The organism is Acinetobacter bouvetii DSM 14964 = CIP 107468 (genome assembly GCF_000368865.1).
In the GTDB taxonomy this organism is placed as follows: Bacteria; Pseudomonadota; Gammaproteobacteria; order Pseudomonadales; family Moraxellaceae; genus Acinetobacter; species Acinetobacter bouvetii.
Genome location: NZ_KB849726.1, coordinates 70,045 through 91,667, shown reverse-complemented (window position 1 = coordinate 91,667; position 21,623 = coordinate 70,045). Strand labels below are relative to the sequence as shown.

28 protein-coding genes are annotated in these 21,623 nt (G+C 43.1%); 3 read left to right on the top strand and 25 right to left on the bottom strand.

The annotated features are described in order from the left end of the window. Both F941_RS16810 and F941_RS03425 read right to left on the bottom strand, forming a co-directional pair. Positions 1-1,928: calcium-binding protein (locus F941_RS16810; protein ID WP_005007924.1), on the bottom strand; the 1,928-nt coding region annotated here is incomplete at its 3' end. Between the two features lie 708 nt (positions 1,929-2,636). After that, positions 2,637-3,806, bottom strand: a complete 1,170-nt coding sequence (locus tag F941_RS03425) for a low temperature requirement protein A (protein WP_005007922.1) — start codon at positions 3,804-3,806, stop codon at positions 2,637-2,639. Positions 3,807-4,029: 223 nt separating this feature from the next. Here F941_RS03425 and F941_RS03420 point away from each other — a divergent pair, with 223 nt between their 5' ends. Beyond that, positions 4,030-4,512 carry a hypothetical protein gene (locus F941_RS03420; protein ID WP_005007919.1) on the top strand — a complete coding sequence of 161 codons (483 nt, stop codon included), beginning with the start codon at positions 4,030-4,032 and terminating at the stop codon, positions 4,510-4,512. Here F941_RS03420 and F941_RS03415 read toward each other — a convergent pair. Then, on the bottom strand, positions 4,509-5,177 hold the full coding sequence (locus F941_RS03415; protein WP_005007915.1) for an HAD family hydrolase: 669 nt from the start codon (positions 5,175-5,177) through the stop codon (positions 4,509-4,511). The genes F941_RS03420 and F941_RS03415 overlap by 4 nt on opposite strands. A gap of 95 nt (positions 5,178-5,272) precedes the next feature. Here F941_RS03415 and F941_RS03410 point away from each other — a divergent pair, with 95 nt between their 5' ends. After that, a complete protein-coding gene (locus F941_RS03410; RefSeq protein ID WP_005007909.1) occupies positions 5,273-6,040 on the top strand; it encodes a hydroxymethylpyrimidine/phosphomethylpyrimidine kinase in 768 nt (255 codons plus the stop codon). Positions 6,041-6,096: 56 nt separating this feature from the next. Here the strand turns inward: F941_RS03410 and F941_RS03405 are convergent, their stop codons facing one another. The 12 genes from F941_RS03405 to F941_RS03355 form a co-directional block, all read right to left on the bottom strand. Then, the gene (locus F941_RS03405; protein ID WP_005007906.1) at positions 6,097-7,170 is read right to left on the bottom strand and encodes a DUF1176 domain-containing protein; all 1,074 of its coding nucleotides are present in this window, start codon (positions 7,168-7,170) and stop codon (positions 6,097-6,099) included. Between the two features lie 118 nt (positions 7,171-7,288). Then, complete coding sequence (locus F941_RS03400) at positions 7,289-7,693, bottom strand: NUDIX hydrolase (RefSeq protein WP_005007904.1); 405 nt, start codon at positions 7,691-7,693, stop codon at positions 7,289-7,291. A 247-nt stretch (positions 7,694-7,940) separates the two neighbouring features. Further along, positions 7,941-8,087, bottom strand: a complete 147-nt coding sequence (locus tag F941_RS16460; protein WP_018572686.1) for a hypothetical protein — start codon at positions 8,085-8,087, stop codon at positions 7,941-7,943. A 162-nt stretch (positions 8,088-8,249) separates the two neighbouring features. Beyond that, on the bottom strand, positions 8,250-8,684 hold the full coding sequence (locus F941_RS03395; protein WP_005007902.1) for a YybH family protein: 435 nt from the start codon (positions 8,682-8,684) through the stop codon (positions 8,250-8,252). A gap of 124 nt (positions 8,685-8,808) precedes the next feature. Further along, the gene (locus F941_RS03390; RefSeq protein WP_005007900.1) at positions 8,809-9,468 is read right to left on the bottom strand and encodes a DUF2939 domain-containing protein; all 660 of its coding nucleotides are present in this window, start codon (positions 9,466-9,468) and stop codon (positions 8,809-8,811) included. 121 nt (positions 9,469-9,589) lie between these two features. Then, the gene (locus F941_RS03385; protein WP_005007899.1) at positions 9,590-9,925 is read right to left on the bottom strand and encodes a YegP family protein; all 336 of its coding nucleotides are present in this window, start codon (positions 9,923-9,925) and stop codon (positions 9,590-9,592) included. Positions 9,926-10,158: 233 nt separating this feature from the next. After that, a complete protein-coding gene (locus F941_RS03380) occupies positions 10,159-10,524 on the bottom strand; it encodes a 5-carboxymethyl-2-hydroxymuconate Delta-isomerase (protein ID WP_005007896.1) in 366 nt (121 codons plus the stop codon). Between the two features lie 110 nt (positions 10,525-10,634). Further along, positions 10,635-10,979 (bottom strand): zinc ribbon domain-containing protein YjdM, encoded by a 345-nt coding sequence (locus F941_RS03375; RefSeq protein WP_005007894.1) that lies wholly within the window; start codon positions 10,977-10,979, stop codon positions 10,635-10,637. 179 nt (positions 10,980-11,158) lie between these two features. After that, the gene (locus F941_RS03370; RefSeq protein ID WP_005007891.1) at positions 11,159-11,506 is read right to left on the bottom strand and encodes a DUF488 domain-containing protein; all 348 of its coding nucleotides are present in this window, start codon (positions 11,504-11,506) and stop codon (positions 11,159-11,161) included. Between the two features lie 8 nt (positions 11,507-11,514). Beyond that, the gene (locus tag F941_RS03365; RefSeq protein WP_005007889.1) at positions 11,515-11,961 is read right to left on the bottom strand and encodes an SRPBCC family protein; all 447 of its coding nucleotides are present in this window, start codon (positions 11,959-11,961) and stop codon (positions 11,515-11,517) included. Positions 11,962-12,192: 231 nt separating this feature from the next. Then, positions 12,193-12,603 carry a ribonuclease E inhibitor RraB gene (locus F941_RS03360; protein ID WP_005007888.1) on the bottom strand — a complete coding sequence of 137 codons (411 nt, stop codon included), beginning with the start codon at positions 12,601-12,603 and terminating at the stop codon, positions 12,193-12,195. Between the two features lie 89 nt (positions 12,604-12,692). Continuing rightward, on the bottom strand, positions 12,693-13,637 hold the full coding sequence (locus tag F941_RS03355; RefSeq protein ID WP_005007886.1) for an SNIPE associated domain-containing protein: 945 nt from the start codon (positions 13,635-13,637) through the stop codon (positions 12,693-12,695). Positions 13,638-13,921: 284 nt separating this feature from the next. Between F941_RS03355 and F941_RS16455 the strand changes: the two genes are divergently transcribed. Further along, the gene (locus tag F941_RS16455) at positions 13,922-14,062 is read left to right on the top strand and encodes a hypothetical protein (RefSeq protein ID WP_018572682.1); all 141 of its coding nucleotides are present in this window, start codon (positions 13,922-13,924) and stop codon (positions 14,060-14,062) included. Positions 14,063-14,074: 12 nt separating this feature from the next. Here F941_RS16455 and F941_RS03350 read toward each other — a convergent pair whose 3' ends face one another. The 10 genes from F941_RS03350 to F941_RS03310 all read right to left on the bottom strand — a co-directional run bounded on the left by F941_RS03350 (position 14,075) and on the right by F941_RS03310 (position 21,608). Continuing rightward, the gene (locus F941_RS03350; RefSeq protein ID WP_005007884.1) at positions 14,075-14,740 is read right to left on the bottom strand and encodes a pseudouridine synthase; all 666 of its coding nucleotides are present in this window, start codon (positions 14,738-14,740) and stop codon (positions 14,075-14,077) included. Between the two features lie 644 nt (positions 14,741-15,384). Continuing rightward, the gene (locus F941_RS03345) at positions 15,385-15,831 is read right to left on the bottom strand and encodes a hypothetical protein (RefSeq protein ID WP_005007882.1); all 447 of its coding nucleotides are present in this window, start codon (positions 15,829-15,831) and stop codon (positions 15,385-15,387) included. A 690-nt stretch (positions 15,832-16,521) separates the two neighbouring features. Continuing rightward, positions 16,522-17,226, bottom strand: coding sequence for a DUF1003 domain-containing protein (locus F941_RS03340; protein ID WP_005007880.1), 705 nt, complete (start codon positions 17,224-17,226; stop codon positions 16,522-16,524). 39 nt (positions 17,227-17,265) lie between these two features. Further along, on the bottom strand, positions 17,266-17,508 hold the full coding sequence (locus F941_RS03335) for a DUF6868 family protein (RefSeq protein ID WP_005007879.1): 243 nt from the start codon (positions 17,506-17,508) through the stop codon (positions 17,266-17,268). Positions 17,509-17,574: 66 nt separating this feature from the next. Beyond that, complete coding sequence (locus F941_RS03330; protein ID WP_018572681.1) at positions 17,575-17,805, bottom strand: hypothetical protein; 231 nt, start codon at positions 17,803-17,805, stop codon at positions 17,575-17,577. Between the two features lie 74 nt (positions 17,806-17,879). Next, complete coding sequence (locus F941_RS03325) at positions 17,880-18,086, bottom strand: hypothetical protein (RefSeq protein ID WP_005007875.1); 207 nt, start codon at positions 18,084-18,086, stop codon at positions 17,880-17,882. A gap of 172 nt (positions 18,087-18,258) precedes the next feature. Then, on the bottom strand, positions 18,259-18,978 hold the full coding sequence (locus F941_RS03320; protein WP_005007873.1) for a hypothetical protein: 720 nt from the start codon (positions 18,976-18,978) through the stop codon (positions 18,259-18,261). Positions 18,979-19,021: 43 nt separating this feature from the next. Further along, positions 19,022-19,600 (bottom strand): DUF4126 domain-containing protein, encoded by a 579-nt coding sequence (locus F941_RS03315; protein WP_005007871.1) that lies wholly within the window; start codon positions 19,598-19,600, stop codon positions 19,022-19,024. 157 nt (positions 19,601-19,757) lie between these two features. Beyond that, entirely contained in the window at positions 19,758-19,892 is a 135-nt protein-coding gene (locus tag F941_RS16150) for a zinc ribbon-containing protein (RefSeq protein ID WP_005007869.1), read from the bottom strand. A 114-nt stretch (positions 19,893-20,006) separates the two neighbouring features. Next, positions 20,007-21,608, bottom strand: coding sequence for a DUF4435 domain-containing protein (locus tag F941_RS03310; protein WP_005007867.1), 1,602 nt, complete (start codon positions 21,606-21,608; stop codon positions 20,007-20,009). Positions 21,609-21,623: the final 15 nt, after the last annotated feature.

Below are 21,623 nucleotides of genomic sequence, written 5' to 3'. Positions count from 1 at the left end.
CCTTGAGATCCGCCTTCAAGATAGTCGCTGCCTGTACCGCCAATTAAGGTATCTTCACCATTTCCACCATAGAGCTTGTCATTCCCTGAACCGCCATCTAGATAGTCATCACCATTGCGACCATAAATAGTATCATTTCCCTCGCCCCCAAAAATTTTATCCGTATGATTATTGCCTGTTAATTGATCATCACCATCACCACTAAAAATATAATTTTTTGCATTAACAATATTGGTATTTTGAAGATTGTCATTTGAATCTGTTCCAGTCAAAAGTGTGAAATCTATATATCCATATTGACTTAACTCTTCAAACCATTGATTAATTTTCCCTCCATCAGTACTTGTCACATAATGTTCAAATAACATTTCAAGATAATTTAAATTTATAATTTCAAAATCAACACCATATCTATCTATATGATTCAACAACAATAATAAACTTTTAAATCCATCAGACTGATCAACCAAGAATAAATCATTAATAGTATTAAAAATATTTGGTATATCTAAAAATATTTTATTATTTTCCAAAAAATAAATATCGTCACCAAACTGTTCCAGGAAAAATGTTTGAGGATATAATTCTTGGAATAGTACAGCTTTTAATATATTAAATGCTTCATAAAATTTATCAATTACAGCTTCAGCACTTCCACCTGAACGATCTCTACCATTAAAATATAGTGTAGAAATATTACTCCCTGTAAAAGAGCTCAATGCGGCTATAAAAGGCTTTATTTCTTGAAATTTTTGTTGCGTTTCTACAGGTAATTCCTCAAGACTAACTACATCCTGTAATACTATATTACCACTTGTTCTTCTTATTGCTACACCTTCACTTGCTGTTAAAATCGATTGACCAACTAAATTTATATTTTCCGAGTAATAAGGATCTGTTTTTGCCCACTCAAAAATTATTTTTTCAAGCAAATTTTCCCTATAAGAAATACTCGTTTGACACTTATATTCTTCAACAACAACTTTAAGTTCATTTGAAATTGAAATTGCGGTTTGTAAATCACTAACTCGCCCTAAACCTAAAAGAAATAGATTTGAAAAATCAATTTGCTCAAAATTAATACTCTCTCTACTTGTTTGTGTTATATCAATTGCAAAATTTACATCCCCCATTACATAAGAAGATCCATCAGTTTTATTAAAACTACCTATCTGAGAAATAATATTTCCATTTTCAAATTTTATTTCAGAATCTATATAACTAACACTCAATGAATTGATTTCTAATTCATTTAAAGTAAAAAGTTCATTTTCTTGGCTAACTCCATCCTGATTAATATCTTTCCATACTCTTAAACCTTTAAATGCTTCATCATTAATATCTACAGTATCATCATTATTAAAGTCTAAATCTTTTAATGCAGCAAAACCATGCTCACTTATAGAACCATCGTTCATCAAAACATGATTACCAAATAACTCCGATGCATCATTAATCTTTCCATCATTATTTCGATCCCAAACTAATAAACCATCATTAGCTGAGACCCAACCTGTTTTAACCTTAAGCCCAGAACTATTTAATTCAAATTGAACTCCATTTTCTAAACCAGTTGTTTCTATTCCATTACCATTTAAGTCTAGAATTAAAGGATCGACATAATGAAATTTTCCTTGAGATGAAGATCCATTTACAGCAGCATCTACAACTGCATCAACTCTATCTCTAGGGCTTATATTCCTTGCAGCATTTTCACCCCATTTAGCAAAATCATCACCATCAATTCCACCAGCACCAGGAATCATAGGTCCGATTAAACCTATTAACGCTCCTCCAGATTCAGGGGTTAATGGCTTACCATTTGACAGTTCTTTCCTGAGATCATTTGCTGTTTGAGCTTTATCAACAATATCTTTAGCATTATTGTATTTATCATACCCATCTAAAATTTTATCAGCGGTATTCATCTTAATTTTTCCTTAAGTATTTGTTAAAAATTATGTATTTTTAATTAAAAATTATCTTAATAGTTGATTTAAAATAAAAATCAAACAAATAATATAATTTTCATCTTTGTTGCATTAGCTTGATTAATATAATATTTAACTTAAATTTTTATAAGTATCAATTACTAATACAACGACAAAATATGTCGTATAAAAGCAAAAATCTAACTTACTCATCTTTTGCCTCAATTACATCTTAGTATTTTGTTAATAAAAATTGAACAATATGTCAAATTTAATAATGAATTTTTCCTATTTTGCTTTCTATAATTTTTCCTACATAAAAATGACACTAAATGTGACATACTTTTACCATAATGACATAGGCTGTATCTCTTGACAGTCACGTAAAATAAAAAAGCATTCTAAATACAAAAAATTAAGAAGTATATCAGTTTATTTAATAGCGCTTTTTTATAAATAAAAAGGTAATTATCAAGAAGCAATAAATTAAATTTGAAAATTCCTTTTCCCTTTAGGATATGGAGCATACTCCGCAAGAGGATAAGGAGAATTCCATCACTAACAAATATTGATTGAAAAATGACTTATGGAAAAAGTCTCATTTACAAATAATTCTGATAAAAATAAACTATTTAAAAATAAATCAATTGAAAGAAAAACATGCATACTAATAGAGGTAAAAATAAAGCAAATACGTCTATCTGTTTAGCGTTTCAAATAGCATTTAGATAAAATCAGCCTTAGCGCATATACCGCCGCCATGGCAAAAATGGTATATCCCGCAGGCTCAATAAACTGCGGAATACACAGCACAATCACCACTGTCAGCGGATAAAGCCATTTCTTCAAACCGCTTTGATGATGCGCTTCATGCAGAATGTACAGGCTAGAGGTATACACCATCAGGCTGATCGCCACGAAATAGCTTTCATGCATAGAACTGATCAGGGCCTCATGCGACACGACATCGACGGCGGCAGCCAGCCCTGCGCCAATGGCTGCAATGCTGATGAACACAAAAAAATGCCCATAGCCCCATGCAAAGGCCATTTTTCGGCTGTTCAGCCTTTCTGCAATTTCACTGTCAAAATAGGCCCACCACATGGTGAACATCATGACCAGACCGCCAATCATCAGAAAAATCAGTTCGGTACTGAAACGCTGATTATTCAAGGCATCGGTAATGGCGATTGAACAGCCGACAATCGACTCCCCCAGCACGATAATCGTCAGCAGCGCATAGCGTTCAGCAATATGATGCGCATGCCACGGCGTGCGGCTGACCGCTTCTGCAAAAACAGGCACACACAGCTCGGCGGCCGCCAGCAGCGCAAATAAATAGACCGTGAACTGTATCGGCGAAAAGTGAAACAGCAGCCAGCCGCACTGCACCAGAATAATGCCGAAAGCATAACGCAGCGCCGTTTGACGCCGTTCAGCATCATGTTTTGCAACACGGAGCCATTGCGTGACTAAGCTCAGCCGCATAATGGCATAGCCGATGATAATGACATCAAAGTCCTGCTGCTGAAATGCGCTGGGAATGCCTGCAGCAATCACAAGCGAGCCTATAATCTGTATAAAGGTTAAAATTCGGTACAGCGCATCATCATTGTCATAAGCCGAAGCAAACCAGCTGAAATTCATCCACGCCCACCACAGTGCAAAAAACACCATGCCATACAAAGTCAGGCCATGCGCCAAATGATTTTCAATGATGGCATGATGCAGCTGCTGCCCTGCAGTCGCAATCGCCACAACAAAAATTAAATCAAACAGCAGCTCTAAAGAAGTTGCGACTCGGTGCTTCTCATGCGGGTCACGCGGCGCAATCGGCTTGAGCCATGCATGAGCGAATGAAAAAAAATTTGGCATTTGCTATTCTGACGATTCATGGATTCAGGCAAATTTTTTCAAATTAAATTCGAAGAAACAAGCAGGCTTACAAAATAAATAGTTTTTCTGTTCCAATTGCTGCCTGCTCATCACACTGATGGCTGCAGAGGCAATCCAATTAAGGCAGCTTTACTTAAAATAACTTCTTTTATCAAAAAATCAGTGACATACTGCTCTAAAATAAAAACCAATTCCATAATAAATGATTCAAGATTATTTAGAACTGTATCCGCAGGCCCTTTGGGTACAGATTGCACAGCAGCAGATGTCGCTGCTGTCGCGCAGCCAAACCCTGCTTGCGCAAGAAATATGCCCCATTTCTTTTGACAGCCTGGACAGTTTTGCCGTGAATTACCCCGTTGCGGAACATCATTTTGCACAGCTCCTGCAGCAGGCCAATTTAAAATGGAATGAATTTGGACAGCCGACTGTCTTTATTCAGCTGATGGACCGGACCGAAGCACAGCTGGATGGCATTGAAATTCAAGCCATCCGTGAAATTGCATTAAGCGCCAATGCCCGCATGGTGCAAATATTTTTTAAAAATGGTGAAGCTTTAGCGCATGAAAAACTGCCCGTAAAAGCTTCACGCACGTTCCGCATGATGATGATCGGCCTGATTGTGCTGTATCTGATTGCACTGGCCGCCGTGCTGTCACTTGAAAAAACCAGCCCCTCGCTTTAAACCGGCTGGCTGCAAAGCGATGGAATCACCGCGGCCAAATCGGCAAAGGACTCAATCTGCTTTTTCGGCTGCGCATGCGCCAGTTCCGCGGCGCTGCCGTAACCATAAGTCACAGCTATACTGTCGATGCCATTATGGCGCGCGCCTAACACATCATATTCACGGTCTCCGACCATCAGGCATTCTGCGGCGGCCAGCTGTTCCTGCTCTAGAATATAGGCAATCAGCTCTGCCTTATTGGTGCGCTCACCCGACAGCTCGCTGCCGTAAATCCGGCTGAAATACGGCGCTAATTGAAAATGCTCTAAGATCCGCTTGGCATAGACGGTTGGTTTCGCTGTCGCGACATACAGTTTAAAGCCTTGCTGCTTTAAGGCCTCCAGTGTTTCCGGCACATGCGGATAGACCTGATTTTCAAACAGGCCGGTGACCGAAAAGCGCTCTCTATACCCCAGCAAAGCCTGCTCAGCCAAGTTATCATCGAGCGCCACATTAAGAATTTTCGCCAGTGATGCTTTCAGCGGCGGGCCAATAATCCAGTCGATATTGATATGCTCATTAATCGGATGCCCCACTTTTTCCAGCCCATAACGCGCCGATGCAGTAATGCCGACTTTGGGGTCTGTCAACGTTCCATCCAAATCAATCAATATATTTTTAATCACGCCCTGCACCTTATTCGCCACTCTGCAAAATGCACTCGAGTGTTGCCTGAAACTTGCCTATACTAACCCAAATTTTGCATCAGAAGGATTCCATTATGCGGCCAACCGTATTGTGCTTTTCCGGTTTAGACCCCTCTGGCGGCGCTGGGCTGCAGGCGGATATTGAAGCCATCGGCCAAAGCGGCGCGCATGCCGCCATTGCCTGTACAGCATTGACCATTCAAAACTCACAGCAGGTTTTCGGCTTCAGCGCGACCTCTAAAGAACTGCTGCTGGCGCAGGCGCATGCCGTCGTGAAAGATTTGCCAATCAAATGCGTGAAATCCGGTATGCTGGGCACCACGGACAATATTGCTGCGCTGGCAGAGTTTCTGCAGGAACAGCCGCAATATTTATATGTCTTAGACCCGGTTTTAGTGGCCAATAGCGGCGGCTCATTAGGCGATCAGGATACTTTGGTGAAAGCCTTTGCGGCACTGATTCCGCTGGCCACGCTGATTACGCCCAATACCATCGAACTGCGGGCTTTAACCGGTGAACAGGATCTGCAGCGGGCAATCCAAAAACTGTTTGCCATGGGCGCTCAGGCCGTATTGGTCAAAGGCGGTCATGAAGCTACGCCCGATTTCATCCGCAATGCGTTATATGTTCAGGGTGAGTTGGTGTCGGAAACCCAATGCCCGCGTTTGGACGGTGAATACCATGGCTCCGGCTGCTCGCTGGCCAGCTATATTGCAGGACGGCTGGCCTTAGGGGATGATGTAAAAACTGCCGTGCATCATGCCGAAATCTGGCTTTTTGGCGTATTGCAGCATGCTGAAACACCTGTGCCAAACGGGCAGAAAATTCCTAAGCGCTTTTAGCTCCAAGCATAGCTGGCTGCATCTCAAATCAAAAAAAGCGCCCGTTGGGGCGCTTGTTATTGCGCAGCCTGTACTTTTGAAATAAACACAGGCATTTGCCAAGCGCCGCCCGCAAAGCCTTTGCATTGCGCCTGAATGGCTTTGTAGGTTTGCACAAAACGGCTGCCGTTCCACGCCCATTCTTCTTGCGAACCGCAATCGGCCAGGCCGCGCCCTTTTTGCGCCGCAAAAATTTGCCCTTCGCTAAAACTGGAGCCTGATGCTGTCACCAGCTGGCGGGTTTGCTGCAATGCGCTGTCCATTACCCAATAGCCATATCCATAATTATAAGCGCCGCGCCAGCACGGCGCTTCGACCACAACATTTTGACGGTTCAGCGGATATATCGTGATTTGATCTTCCGGCAGATAATTCTGCTCATATAGCGTCCAGCAACTGTCTTTATTTACCGATTTTTTTAGCTGTACTGCCAGCTGCTTGGCTTGCGCTGAATTTACGCTCAAGTGTTTCGCGATGCTGGGACTATAGCGTTTAATTTGCACCAGCGGCAAAAGCTGCATTTTTAAAACCGCGGCATTGGACTTTTGACCTTTGCGGACCAGCGCAGAAGCAGTGCCTATCCGCCTTTGATAATCATCCATTTTAAGCAGCGCCGCACTGGCGCCGCTCGGTGATAAAGCCCATTCCGTCTGCTCAGCTGTCCAAATGATCGGCGCTGCGCTTTGCACAGCCTGAAGCAATGCGGCTGTCTGCACCGCAGACAGCTTGCCTTCTCCGGTCTGCTCATGAATTGCCACTGTGCCATAGCTGCGCCCCAGCATACGCACAGCCAAGCGTGTTCCGCGTGCCGGCAATTGCGCTGAATCTATTTTTACCCGAGCCGTGACTGGCGCATTTGCTCCGGCAGCCCGCTGCAGCAATACAGAAACTGGCCGTTCTAAATGATCATCGGCCTGATAGCCGGCAGCGCGGCAGGTGCCGGTATTGTCACAGGCCAGCTCCCAGTCCTTATGCAGAAAGTGCATGCCTGAAATGCTTTCCGCAGCGCTGAGTTGGCTGACGCTGTACAGACTGAAAAATGCAAAACTCAGGGCAAAATGCAGCGGCAAAAGCTTATGGCGTATCATCATGGCTGCACCCTCAATTTTTGGACATTCTCTCAGAATACTGAACAATGCCTTGCAATCAAAGTTCAATACAAAATTTCAGACGCCTGCCATACAACGCATTCATATTTTTACACTTGGGCTAAAAACTCCTGCTGCGCACCGCGCCGTCAAACTGCAGGCAATCGTCCACCCGGATGCGCTGTACTGCGCTTAACTCATCCAAGGCAAACCAGCGGCAGGCTGAATGTTCGTCACTTAGCTGAATCCGCGCATTTTCCGGCAAAACGCAGCGGAAAATAAAGGCATGTGAACAAACCGTAGCATGAAAATAAACGCCGGACAAATAAGCAACATCGACTGCACAGCCTAATTCTTCCTGACACTCCCGCAGCAGCGCCTGATGAATGGTCTCGCCCATATCCAAACCGCCGCCAGGCAGGCCCCACGCATGATCCGCATAATTCGCCTTGAGCAGAAGCACCTGATGCTGCGCATTGACAATGACTGCATGCGCACTCATTCGATAAAAATCATGAACCCCCATAATCGCCTCTGCAGCTCAACCAATATCCAGCCTGCCATTGTCCGCTATTCATGCATTTATTTCATCTGCTCCAGTTTCAGCCTTGCGGCATCCAGCCCGATCAGCATCAAACCCTGCAGCAAGGCCTTAAACTGCGCTGAATCATTTTCGCTCATGACATGGATATTTTATTGATCGCGTCAAAACTCTCCAAAGCTAAACCGCTGTGCTGTGCGGCAGCTGGCCTGCATCAAAGCCGATGCGGCTGTTATTCTGGAAGCGGAATATGCTGGGCAGGAGTCTGCATACGCACTTTTAGATTTTGCTGGCGGCGATTCACGGCCAGTGAGGAAAGGAACTGAAAGTTGAAGTCCGTATTTTCGGCTGCGGCTTTATTTTTTTGCTGGATGTTCATGCCGCTTGTTTTTGATGATTGATTGGGCTGTCCTCAATCAATGAGGCGCGCATATCCCCTGTGCGCCAACAGCAATACATGTACAGGAGATATGCGCAATTCGGACTCAAACGCATGGCCGATAAGCCCGAAATTTTAAATTGATAAAATATGCTGCGCGGTCTAGATATCCCACTCCATCGACACTATCGATTCAACAGGATGTGGCAACGAAACATGCTGATGAATAATTTTCCATTTTCCACTTTTTTTCCTGAGGCAAATGGTCGTTCTGCACCAGACAACGCCAGGAGTCGGCTTACCGCTTTCAACATCAATTTTGCAAAAACCATGCACAAATGCCATGTCTGGCTCAGCATGTATATTCAGCTGATCACGGAAGACCCGCAGGCCAGTTCTAAAATAGTCCTCGTATGAGCTCCAAACCTTTTGATAAGAGCTAAGCCCTTGCAGTTCCATCGTCACATCAAATAAATTGACCTCTGCAGCGCAGTGCTCCGCAATTTGATTCATATCTAAGCTGCAAATGGCTTTATCCCAACTGTTTAAGACAGCTAGAATTTCAAGTCCCGCAGGTTGATCACCCGTTATTTTCACTCTGTCCCTCCCATATATTTAAAGAGTTCCTGTTTTTTGGCAATAGTTGCCAAATCTGGCTGTATTGTAGATCTATTATTACTTTTAGTTTAAAAGCATATTAAACTTGCGAATATATTATAAATTAATTTGGCAAACGGATATTCACTATTTTCCAGCTGAGATTAGAACGCCGCATTTCAACATACGTTATTTCGCCCGCATCATTCGGCACAGCGATTTCAAAACGGTTCAGGCCTGTGTAATGCGCTCTCATCTTGGGTTTAGGCCGTGTTCCCTGAGCATCAGGGATGGTCTGTTCCGCTGCTCCTTGCGCATCAATTTCAGACTGGGCAAGGTCTTGCTCAATTTCTTCTAATTGGCTGGCTGCTGATGCCTGCTGCGCAAGCAGATTGCGGATTGATTCAGGCATTGCCGCAGAATTCTCCGTCAGGCTTTGCTGCAAGGATTCTTTTAGCCCCTTGCCCTGCATTAATAAAAATATGGTGCGCTCATTTACCGCTGCATCGACGGCTTGAGCACTGATTGCACTGCTCAATTGAAGGCCCCACTTTTGCAAAGCGCCAGGCAAATGCTCCAGTCCGGCTGCTGCATTCAGTTTTTGCTCAATTTGCGGTTTCAAACCTTTTTTGACTTGGTCAAAATCAATGTATTTGGCAATTCCGGCAGCATCATTCTGCTGATACGCCCGATTCATTTGATACAGCACCCAATAAGGCGAAGCAAAAAACAGGATGAGCGCGGCCATGACCATGCCGGCAAGTGCAATTTTTAAAGCTTTCATGTTCTGTATTGGCTCCAGCATTGCCCTCAATAATGCAAAAAAAAAGCATGCCGAAACATGCTTTTTCACGTTCATACAGACAGGATATGTGATTGCATCCTGCCTGCACAACAGCGATTGATTAACCAATTAAATCCTTAATGGTTTCACTGCCGCCATTATTTTTAACGGATTCAATGCCTTTATCCCGCGACTGCTCACTGCCGTAGAATTGACTGGTGCCAATAATCTGATGATTGGCCGCTTTCAAATTAAAATACGGCTTGCCGTTTTTCGCCTCTAAACGTTCATAACGGCTATCGTCTGAACTGTTCTTCTGAACAGATTCAATCCCATTGTGCGCTGAAGCTTTGGCTTTATACAATTCACTGGTCAAAATGACTTCACCGTTGCCTGCTTTAAGCACAAAACGGAACTGCCCGTCACTTGCCTGACTAAGTTCATACCACCCCGCCATCTCACACCTCTTTTCGTTATAAAGTTTATATTCGATAGAATTATATTGTCTAAAAATTATTCTATTCTTATGAATATAATTGAAATTTATCAAAGAAAACAATACTTTTTATTTCAGCTCAAGGCATTTCACACCGGTCAGGAACAACCCACAAATATTGTTATTTTTCAAAAAATTAAATAAAAAAATAAGTCAAAACAAATGCAGCAGATGCTGCATTTGTTTTGTTGTTTTTATTTTAAAATATGCTTGCTGTACGTTTCTTTATTTATTTCAAGCATTTCTACACAGGCCTGAATGCGCAAATTGTCCCGGGCCGGCACCTGCTGCTGCAGCACCCGCAACAACAGCGCTGAAATTTCCTGCTGCACCACGATGCTCCGGCCAGTCAATAAAGAAACTTTCGCATGCAGATACGCTTCACCGACGTCTTCTCCCAAACCAATCACGTAGGCTTGCTGGCACACTGCGCGGCTTTTAATGTCGGATAAATCGCTGACATGGCCAGATTCAAAAAAAGCGCGGTTTAAAGCCGTCAGAACAGGCTTGGCGTCAAAGGGCTGAAGGTTCTCAGAATATTCCAAATGGATATGCGGCATGGTCACAGTCCTCTTAAATGTTTCAGGCTATTATGCCTTGCCAAAGCAGCGTGCGCTGAATGATTTGCTTCAAACAGCGCATTTATAAAGCAATGCAGCTGAAACTTCACTTACGCTTTTTTTACATACTCAGATTTCAATTTCATTGCGCCAATGCCGTCAATTTTACAGTCAATGTCATGGCCATCGGCAGCATCGGTCAGCAGGCGGATATTTTTCACTTTAGTGCCCACCTTAACCACAGAAGATGAGCCTTTAATTTTCAAATCTTTAATCACAGTCACAGTATCGCCGTCAGCCAGCACATTGCCATTGGCATCGCTGATCACGCTTTGCGCATCGCCATCTGCGGCCTCGCCCTCTTTCCATTCATATGAACATTCAGGGCAAATCAGTAAATCACCATCTTCGTAGACATATTCTGACTGGCATTTTGGGCATAGGGGTAAAGACATGGCAACCTCAAAAAAAGAAAAAACGGAAAAAGAAAAAGAGCCGCCGCAGCGCTCAAAGCACGTACTATAACACTTTTAATTTTCAGCCACTTAAATCACGTAAATATTTTAAGGTTTTATTCCGCTTACGGGAGGTTTTCCTCTGTGCTACGCTGTCTCAATAGAGCCGAAAGGATTGCCTATTGTTCTAATATTTTCTTCAGCACATCGGCATGGCTTTTTCCAGCATTTTTAGCGGCTGTCAGCAACGTCACTTTATGCTGACGCGCCAAATCACGCAACTGCTGCATGGCTTCGTGCTGTCCGGCCAGTTCCGCCGCATACCGCTGCTGAAACTCGGTCCAGCGCTGTTCAATATCCTGGTGATACCACTTGCGCAATTCGCTGGAGGGCGTCAATGTTTTAGGCCAGCCGTCCAGCAGCGCCTGTTCTTTTTTTATGCCTCTGGGCCAAAGGCGGTCAATTAAGATCCGCTTGCCGTCTGCGGCATCAGCAGGGTCATAAATCCGTTTAATCTGTATATCCATAGACCGCTTTACTCATCCGGAATAGCAGGGTTGACTAAAAAAGACAGCAGCTGCAGCGACTCCTGCCAGCCTAAATAGCAGGCATCGGCCGGGATCACGTCAGGCAGCCCCGTTTGGGTAATTCTAACTTCAGTTCCCACACTGACTTCTTTTAATTCAATAGTCACTTCAATTTCACCCGCCAATTCGGGCGCGTCAAAGTGATCGGTATAGCGTAAAAGCTGATTTGGTATCACCTGATGGTATTTGCCATGAAAGGAATGCTTGGTTCCCGTAGAAAAATTAGTGAAATGCATCCGGTAACTGCCGCCTGTCGATATTTCAGCATACTCAACATGCGCGCTGAAACCATGCGGCGGCATCCATTTCACTAAAGCGTCTGGGTCTGTAAATGCACGGAACACCCGCTCTGGCGGGGCACTGAAAACGCGATGCAGCTGTACGGTATTTTTCATTGTTTTTCTCCACGGTCATCATATTCATGATGTCATGCGCTTGCGCTATTGCTATCAATTTATCCGCCTGCCTAAAAATGATCCAGCGCTTTTCTGTAGGATAATTGAACCGCAATCATTTTTTACATCTGACTGGAGACAGGAGCCTGCTGCGCTTTTACCGATGCAGGATAGATTAAAAAAAGCCTGGCGATTCAGCGCGAGGCTTTCATTTAACTGCAGCGCCAACGGTTAATTCAGCTTTCCGTCTGCATTTTCAGCATCGAATGCGGCGTCTTCGTCATCCTCTTCCAGATCATCGTCATATACATAAGCCATGCAGCCCCAGCCGTCATATTCACCCGAAAACTGCCCTGCAATTTTAGTAAACCATTCTTCTAAATCGACAATATCGGCATATTCGGGTTCCATATACACATAAATGGTAATGATCCATTCACCCGATTCCTCATCTTCAAACAGGCTGATTTTCTGTTCTTCTTTCAGCAGGTAAATGGCGCATTGGTCAGCTTTCTCTTCATGCTGAAAGGCAATGGAATATTCAATTTCATGCGCTACGCTCAGATCATCGCCATCTTCAAGCATTTGCCATAATACATTGCCATTATCATCGTCTGGGAATTGCTGGTAATCGCGTGTCATATATTGTCCTTATTCTGCTTTTGTTGTGCCGCTTTTAGATTAGCCGAAATTTGCTGCTGTTTGGAGATTTATTGCGCAGCATTTTTCGATCAGCATGCTTCATCCTGCTCAAGTGTCTGGCGGTCAGGCGCTTCCTGCATCAAGGCCATAAACTTCAGCTCTTCCAGCCTTAAATTTAAATATGACTCGTGCAGCTGCACATGGCTGAAATGATTGCCATGAAAGTTGATCAGCTGATAATCATCCCGCAGTTCCTGCAGCAGCTGGCCCACATTTTCGCCATTCAGCAATGACAAATACAAATCCGCTTTTGCATTAAACACCAATGCAACCAATGCGATCGCAGCCTGACAGCGGTTCTCATCCAGATAATGGCATTCGGCAACCCGCCCGGCATGATTCGCTTCCTGAATTTGGGCGCGCAGCAGCAGTAAATGCTGCGCGGCATCTGAGCCGCTGTAGCCGTCAATCAGCTGTTTCTGCAAATGCTGAATGGGGGCAAAATAATGCTGCTGATAGCCGTTAATTTTCCGTTCCAGCGCCTGCATAATGTCATCGCGCTCCTGTAGCGCCTGCGCTTGCCCCCAATAGGCTTTGAGTTTTTCCTGCGCTTTTTGCTCGATATAGGCTTGGGTTGTGTGCTGATGCGCTGTTAAAAAATCCTTGACCTGCGCGATTTGCTCTTTGATCTCATTCAGCATGATTTCAGCGTTCATTTTCGTCAGCTCAATAAAGCTGTCGGCCTGCAGGCGGCGGGTGATCACATATTTTTCGATATCTAATACATGCTGATACTGGCTGAGCTGATTGACTGAAACCTTTAAGCCGCTGAGCTGAATCCGCAGCTGCGTCATATCATATTTCATCTCATTGGCCTGCTGCTCATGCAGGTTCAGCTCATTGCGGGCATGCGCTAAATTGTCCTGCAAGGCATTTGATAATTGACGGCTTTTTTTCAGCTGCTGCCAAGTGAACAGCAATAATGCTGTCAGCACAGCCAGCAGTGCAATGAACATAATATACGGATACGGCATCGCTGCTCCTCAGCATGAGGAATTTCACCCTCTTGCGTTCATTTATGCAGATGATCTTTTCTTTATAATGAATAGGCGATCCTGAATAAGCTTTCAACAGCTGAGCGGTAAAATACGATTAGCGGACAAGCGCCATGATTCTTAAATAAGCGTATCTTTTTTATTGTCTTTTTTATTATTGCTGAAGCTGCTTTGTTTAAGTGGAAATATTTTGAAAAACAAAAACTGATTTTATAAATATTTGATATTAGCCAAGTTTTCATTTTAATTGTCTTTCATTTTTAGTGTTATTTTCTGCGCGGCAGCAGGATCAGGCATCCAACTGCCTGCTGGGCCGCGCCAGCAACACAATCATTCCAAGCGCCTGCCGTCTGCCGTTCTCGGCGCATTCGCCAAGGCAAACTGCGCAGCTGAAGCCTGAATAATTTCCACTGTTCTTAAAACGGTACATTGCCATTAATTTCGACGGCTTTCCCGCTCAAAGGCTGAATAAAAGCCAAAGAGCTGGCGTGCAGCGCCATGCGCTTTAAAGGGCTCTGCGCAGCATTCGGATGATAAATTTTATCGCCTGTAATAGGATGGCCAATATGCATCATATGCACCCGCAGCTGATGCGATCTGCCTGTAATCGGCGTCAGCAGCACACGGCTGACCGCTTGCGCATCATCATAGCTCAACCCTTGATACAGCGTTTGCGCAGGCTTGCCCAATTCATAATGCACCATTTGCCGCGGCCGGTTTTCCCAATCCGTAATTAACGGCTCATTGACGCTGCCTGCGCCTTCCAGCCGCCCCTGCACTAAAGCAATATAATTCTTCTTCACCGTCCGCGCCTGAAACATTTTGCTGACCGCCACTTCCGCATCACGGTGCTTGGCAAACATCAGTATGCCTGAGGTTGCCATGTCCAAGCGGTGGGTAATTTTAGCATTCGGAAATTTCTCTACCACGCGCAGATAAGCGCTGTCCTGATGCTCAGGCAGCCGCCCCGGTACAGACAGCAGCCCTGCAGGCTTATCAATCACCACCAGATCATCATCTTCATAGACAATCATCAGCGGCTGTTGCGGAGGCATATAGATAAAATTGTCGTCTAAGGGCATAGCGCTGCAATACTGGGAGAATTTTGGCGCAACATAGCAACTGCATTTTCATGTGTCAATGTCTGGAACAGATTATGCACTCAGCAATGCTGGATCCGCGATTTTAAGTTGGGCTGAAAATAAAACGATGAGCGGTTTGAAATAAAAAGCGGCAATCTTTATTGTTTTTATCATTTTATTAGAACGGAATTTTGAGGGCGGTGTAAGAGAAAACGGAATCGTTTACTTCAACTATCCTGACTCGGTAAGTCATGATCTTATAGCCTATAAACTTGTGATCTATAGCGTCCTAAGCCGAATCGAGACCTTTTGGGTAAGTACTGCTCTCGCGTTTTGCGCCCGCACAGCATGCTGCTCTTTTCGATCTCTGTCACACCCTTGAAATCTATAGTAATGAACAGGCTGCGGGATTGTTTCCCTGAAACAGCAGAATTTCTGCGCATTATGAGAATTTTTCCCAAATTTCACCAAGGATTGAAAAATATTTCCTACTTTAGGCTCTAAAGCATTTTTTTCATGCAAATAAAAAGCTATTAAAGGAATTTTATTCAATGCAGGTTTCTAGAAAATCAGCTGCAATGATTGACGTTCCATGGCGGTTTTCAGCGCTTTGGCGAACAGGCTAGCCATATCTTAATTGCAGCCTATTCAGCGGCGGACGTCTTGTCAGGCTGTAAATAAAGCTTGCGGATGACATCCAGTTCCTGATGCGTAAAGGCATCCAGCAAATGACGCGCGGCGGCTAAATTCAAACCCTGAAATGCAACATCAACCGCTTTACTGTATTTTAAAAAGCCAAATAAATTAGACTGTTCTACGCTGACCTCAATATCGCTTTCAAAATTAAAAGTCAGCGCCTCTGTTTCCGGCATTTCAATCAAGCTGATTTGAACAGCCAAATTCTGCATATTGTCTGTGACTGTAAATTCGGCTTTCCCGCCCCGCATCTGCAGCATTAAAATCTGCAGCTGCTTCCAGTTCATCGCATTAAATTTTTCCATAATTTCTTGTGCAGACATTTCTTCAAAAAACTCTGCTTCATCATCCGAATGATGGTGCGGGTGCCTGATTTCCAAATCATATGCGGTCATTATTATTCTGCCTGTATGATGTTCTGTCTAAATTTTACCAATAGTTTTAACGGCACTCTCATTTTGTTCTTAAATGATTAATCAAAACCCATAAAAATAAAAAAGCACAATGCGTGACACAAATATCATTAAATTCAAAAAGATTGATAGACCAAAAGGTTTACAGTTGAACTGGCTTACAAGCAGCGCTGCGCGCTTCTCATCAGGAAGAATGGCCGTATCGGCACACATGAAAAGAAGAATTGATCATTGAAAATGAAAAAGCAGATTTATTTTTTCTGCAGTCTTGCGGATTTTTGAGGGCGGTGTAAGAGAAAACGGAATCGTTTACTTCAACTATCCTGACTCGGTAAGTCATGATCTTATAGCCTATAAACTTGTGATCTATAGCGTCCTAAGCCGAATCGAGACCTTTTGGGTAAGTACTGCTCTCGCGTTTTGCGCCCGCACAGCATGCTGCTCTTTTCGATCTCTGTCACACCCTTGAGATCTATAGTAGCCAATGCGGTCAGGGATTAATTTCCGAAGATTCGGCAATTTCCTTCAATTTTAGGATTTTTTTCCGCATCCGGTACAATTCAAAGTATTTTTTCCCTTTTGGCTATTTTTATCAGACTTTTATTGCGCACCAAGGCTATTTATCAGGAATTTTTTTCAAATAATCAGCCTCAGTTTGCATCTTTCTTGCCGCTACTCTTTCTTTTTGCTCATTTCTGACAGCAAATCCAGCTGAATTTCCTGGATTTTGGCCAGCCTGTCCCATTGGTGCATCAGCAGATGGTCAATTTTTTCATGCAGATTGCGGATTTCCAGCTCAGCCTTTAAATTGACCTGATAATCATTTTCGGAACGCATCCTGTCTTTGGCTTCCTGACGGTTTTGACTCATCATAATGATGGGCGCCTGTATCGCCGCCAGGCAAGACAGTATTAAATTCAGCAAAATAAAAGGATAGGGATCTGCGGGATGATTGACCATGGCGACCGTATTCACCAAAATCCACAGCACCAAAAAGGCGCCGAAGCACATTAAAAATGCCCAGCTGCCGCCAAAAGTGGCTATTTTATCTGCCAGCCGCTCGCCAAAGCTCCAGCGCTGATCCAGCTTATTTTCAACATTTTTACTGATCAGGTCATGCTGCTGCATGCTGTGAATGACTTCATATTCTAAATTGGAGACCTCCCCCTCTTCCGAGGTCAAAATAGACTGCACATACTGCATGCGGTACTTGGTCAAATCGGCCTGGCAAATATAGTCCTGCACGCTCCAAGCCGGAAAATCTTTGGCAATTTCCTCGGTAATGACTTTGCGCACCGTTCCCATCGGAATCAGTTTTTTTGACAGATCATTCTTTTTGCACACCAAGCACGTCCGGTATTCTGTTTTCCCGTTCATTCCATTCCCTGCTCAAACCCGATGAGGATAAATGTCACCTTACTGCATCCACTTTAATGCGATATACGGCGCAAGATTCAGCAATAAAATGCCGATTTTATACACCGCCATGCCGCCGTAATGAATTGCGTCAAACTGCCTATCGCTGAGTTCAAACCATTGCCCATGCACCTGTTTCATCCAGTCTTTGGCAAAAATAAAGGCGATAAACCAAATCATTAAGATAATGTAATTGAACAGCATGCAGTACAGCAGAAAGTCACAGAGCTGTGTGATATTCATGGCAGTTCTCCGCTGAAGATCCTTGCTGTTATTTTAATCTTTTTATGCCGTGACTGCTGTTTTTTCTTACAGCCTTCCAGCAGCGCACGGGCCTGCCGGCTGTGCGCTAACTGCAGCTGCACGCCACATCATGCATTCTTGAGCGCTTTGCATATTTTCGGCAAAACCAGCGTCTGATGTATAGACGTTGCATTTGGCGCTGGCCTGCTGATGATTTTCTGGAAATGCGTCTTCAGCATGATTTTGCTTTAGATTATTGAAGCCTGACAAACCCTGCGCGAACAGCGGCGCTTGCACCGCTTGGCCTGTGCGTTCCTGAATTGTTTTTAATCCGCACAGGCCAATTTAAATTGCCTATGTTCAATAAATTGCTATTCTTCGCAGCACTTGCTGCAGCCTTCCACTTTCTCGGCCGGCCAATTCATTCTGGCCCGCTTATACGCCAGCTTAAAGTCGGCAAAATAGCCAATTAAAATCTGGTCATCAAATTTTGGCAGGTCTTCACAGCCCTGTGATGCATTATGAATTTTGTGTGCGCCATTCGGCAAAGCGTTTTCATCGACAATAAATTTAATCATGCAGCAGTCCCCATATTAATTTTTTTAAGTTCGGCAACGAATAAACCCATATAAAAATTATGGTTTTAATTCCATAATAAAATTATGCCTTTATTGAACAAAAATCAATCACTGCTGCTGTTTTATTTCACCGGCCTTTCTGCACACTCCAAGCTATCTGAACAAATGGGCACTATTCGAAACTCAGCTCATCAAAATCTTGAATTTTTGAAAGATAAATAGGCGGAGTTTTTATCTTTGACCATGTTTCCTTAAAGCGCGGATCGGCTTCCACATCTTCATTTTGGTTCTCTCGATAGACTTTTTTCGCGGTCAAAAAGTTGATGCTGGTTTGACTGTTGATATATGGCCCATGATTGCTGGAGCTGTCATAGCCAATTAGGCGCAAATCCTGATTGTGCAGTCTGAAGCTGTAATTCCAATAGCCATAACGCCCATGGCCATAGTGAACATTCAGCAAGCCTTTGTTTATTTCTATCCATAATTCAGGCGCATAATACACGCCCCCTTCTTCATTTTCCGAAGAAAATGCCGAGAGGTTTTGCGTCAATTTTTTATATCCGCCTTTTTCATGAAGCAACACAATAATGCCGCGGCGGTTGCGGTCAAGCTTTCCTCGATATTCATGATTGACCCACTGCGCTGGGTCTGTCGCTTTGACGATTAAGACTAAATCCAGAATGCCGTCTTTATTGAGGTCACCGTGAATGGCTTCAAACAGCACGTATTTTGCAGGGATATACGCTTTGTATTTGACCGTATCTTTTTGCAGTTGAATGTCTTCTGCCGCGGGTTGTTCTGCTGCAGCCAAGATAACTTGCGAACCCAACAAGGCAGCAGAAAGGCCAATCATTGCTGTCATCAATTTAAGTTTCATGGTTTTTATTAACATCGTCATCCCTGTTGAAATAAATACTTAAGCCTGAAATGGCGCTTTAGACTGTAGAACGGCTGATGCTTTCTTGCTTCTTGCGTCTAAGCCAGCGCACGGCCCACACCACCATGATTAAAACCACAATTACCACCAGCACCGGGACAATCAGCGATAAAATAGACAGTAAAAATGCGCTGATCCATTCCCCTGTAGAAACCACTGGATTTGCAATTCCTCCTGTGGTTGCGGTAGATAATCCACGCACGGCAACGGTACTCATTTGCACTGCCGTTGCCGTACCGCCGCCGACAATGATGGCTGCCGCCCAGCTGGCAAACTGCGACATTTCCCCGCTGCTGACGGCCATCGTGGTGAGTGTTCCTGCGACCATCGCGGCTGGCGTCGCAATGGTGTCTAGGGCATGGTCTACCCAAGGAATATAGTAAGCGGTAATTTCACACAATGTCGCAAAGCCTAATGCAATGCAGACCGATGGCATGGCCAGCCATTCAAAGCCTTTCATCGGTTCAAACCAGCCCATAAGTGATGCCATGCTCATGACCAAGAGTGGGACAAAGACACGAAAGCTGCAGGCAGCGCTTAAGCCAATGCCAATACAGAGCCCTAAGATTGTTTCCATGATGTATCCCCCCTGCCTTTTGATGCTTTTGTTATCTTATGACTTTACTGCTTATTTTTATTACAGCATGCGCAGAAGGCAATAAAAAGCCCCATCTTGTGACGGGGCTTATGTTTAAAACAGGGTTATCTGTTTTAAATATATTGCTTTGACAAATTTATTTTTTAAATTCAGTGCCATGGCATTTGGTACACGGGGGTAAACGGTCTGTACCAATTTCTAAGTATGTGCGTTTGCCGCACTGAACACAAAAATAGAAGCCTGTTCCAGGGATAGAGCCTGCAGTAACCATTTTTGTTCTCCATGTGTTTTAGAAATGGTAGAACCAGTATAACCCTCTTATGATGATTGTCTATTGATCATTTCAACAATTGATAGTGGCAGTTGGGCGAAGTATATATGGTCATTAATTGATATATTGTTGGAAATTACCAAAATATGGTTTTAACGCATTTTTTATTACCTCTCCACAATCCAATTTGGATAACCTCACCACAGTTTCCGGTAAGCTTCCATTTAGCAGCCCTAAAGCAGGACTAATCTGAGAAGCTAAAGATTTACGATTATAAACTGCTAATAAATCAGAATAATTCCTTTGTTGAAGGATATCTTGCAATAGCTGTTTGTTTTCTGAATAAAGCTTATTAACATCAATTTTACTTACAACATCATTTAAGCTACTCTGAATTTCAGCTTCTTTTCTTTTGCTTGTATCGAACATTTGAAGTAAAAATTTGATTTCATCATTCACTCGTAAAGCAACTTGAGTTTCAATTTCTCCACTCAATCTAGAAAAAATGGTATCAGATATATTTTGGAAATCCTGATGAGCCTCTCGACCTAGACGGTTACTGACTATTTCCAATACTTCTTGTGTGCAAAACAGATTTTCTACTTCAGCAACATTCAACACATAAATAGAATCTTGCTCCAACTTATTAATTTCATGCTGAGGTCTTCTGTCTCGATCAATAATTCCATAAATATCTAAATGATGTAATTGAGAATTAGCTTTTAGAGCCTTAACAGATTGGATCACTTGAGTGCAGCTACCACGTGGTATTACTAAAAAATCTGAAAGGATTTCCCTATACAAACTAACATCAAAACTGCCATTTTCCCCTTCTACAAAAACTATTGGTTTTCTACTTCCTAGAATCTCCAATAGCATCTCATTTGGTAGGCTTTGATCTTCAGATATTTCTTCCCAATCCCAATTTTGACCATCAAACTTCTTAAGCCACACTTTTTTTGCATTTTCTTTTGCAGATGCAAAGTCTACGTCATGAGTTAAATAGACGAACAAGCAATCGCTTCGTAATTTTTCTATCTCATTCCATAATGGAATTTGCACAGATTTATGCAAATGAATTTCAGGTTCATCAATAACAAGAATTCCATTTTTTGGTGCTGCTAAACACTGTCCAATTAAATAAAATATAACTCGTTCGCCATCACTCATTTCTGAAGAATTATAAGCTTTGTTAAATTGTCCTTTAGGGCACGTTTGTATTTTTAAACCACCAATAATAAGTTCCCTATGTGGTAAAATCCTTTCCCAGAGATTTTTTAATTGATCAATCTTAGTTAATGGTGGATCAAGTCTTTCTTTAGAATCTCGACATGCTCTTTTAAATTTAGCATTTTCTTCCGTTTCATCAGAAAATAAATAAACCATCAATTTTTGAAAGTCATTTTGAAATGTCGTAGCCGGCTTGTTACTCCATTTATTTCGCTTATTACTAACACCCCATTGTGGATGTCCCCAAAGTAAGTCTTTCTCAGCTAGATCTATTGATTGTGACGTTGTTGAATCAGGAAAAGTTAAGGATTTTTGTGCTGAGATTCTGTGCACAATCTGATTTTGAGGAGAATCTAATTCAACCCAACTACCTAATCTAGTCTTTCCTGATCCATTTGCTCCAATAAATAAAATACTCTGAGTTGACTCAATCTCTACAATTTGCGCATCAATATTTGGAAGACTTAATTTTTTTAATTCAGACACTTTTATTCATTTAAC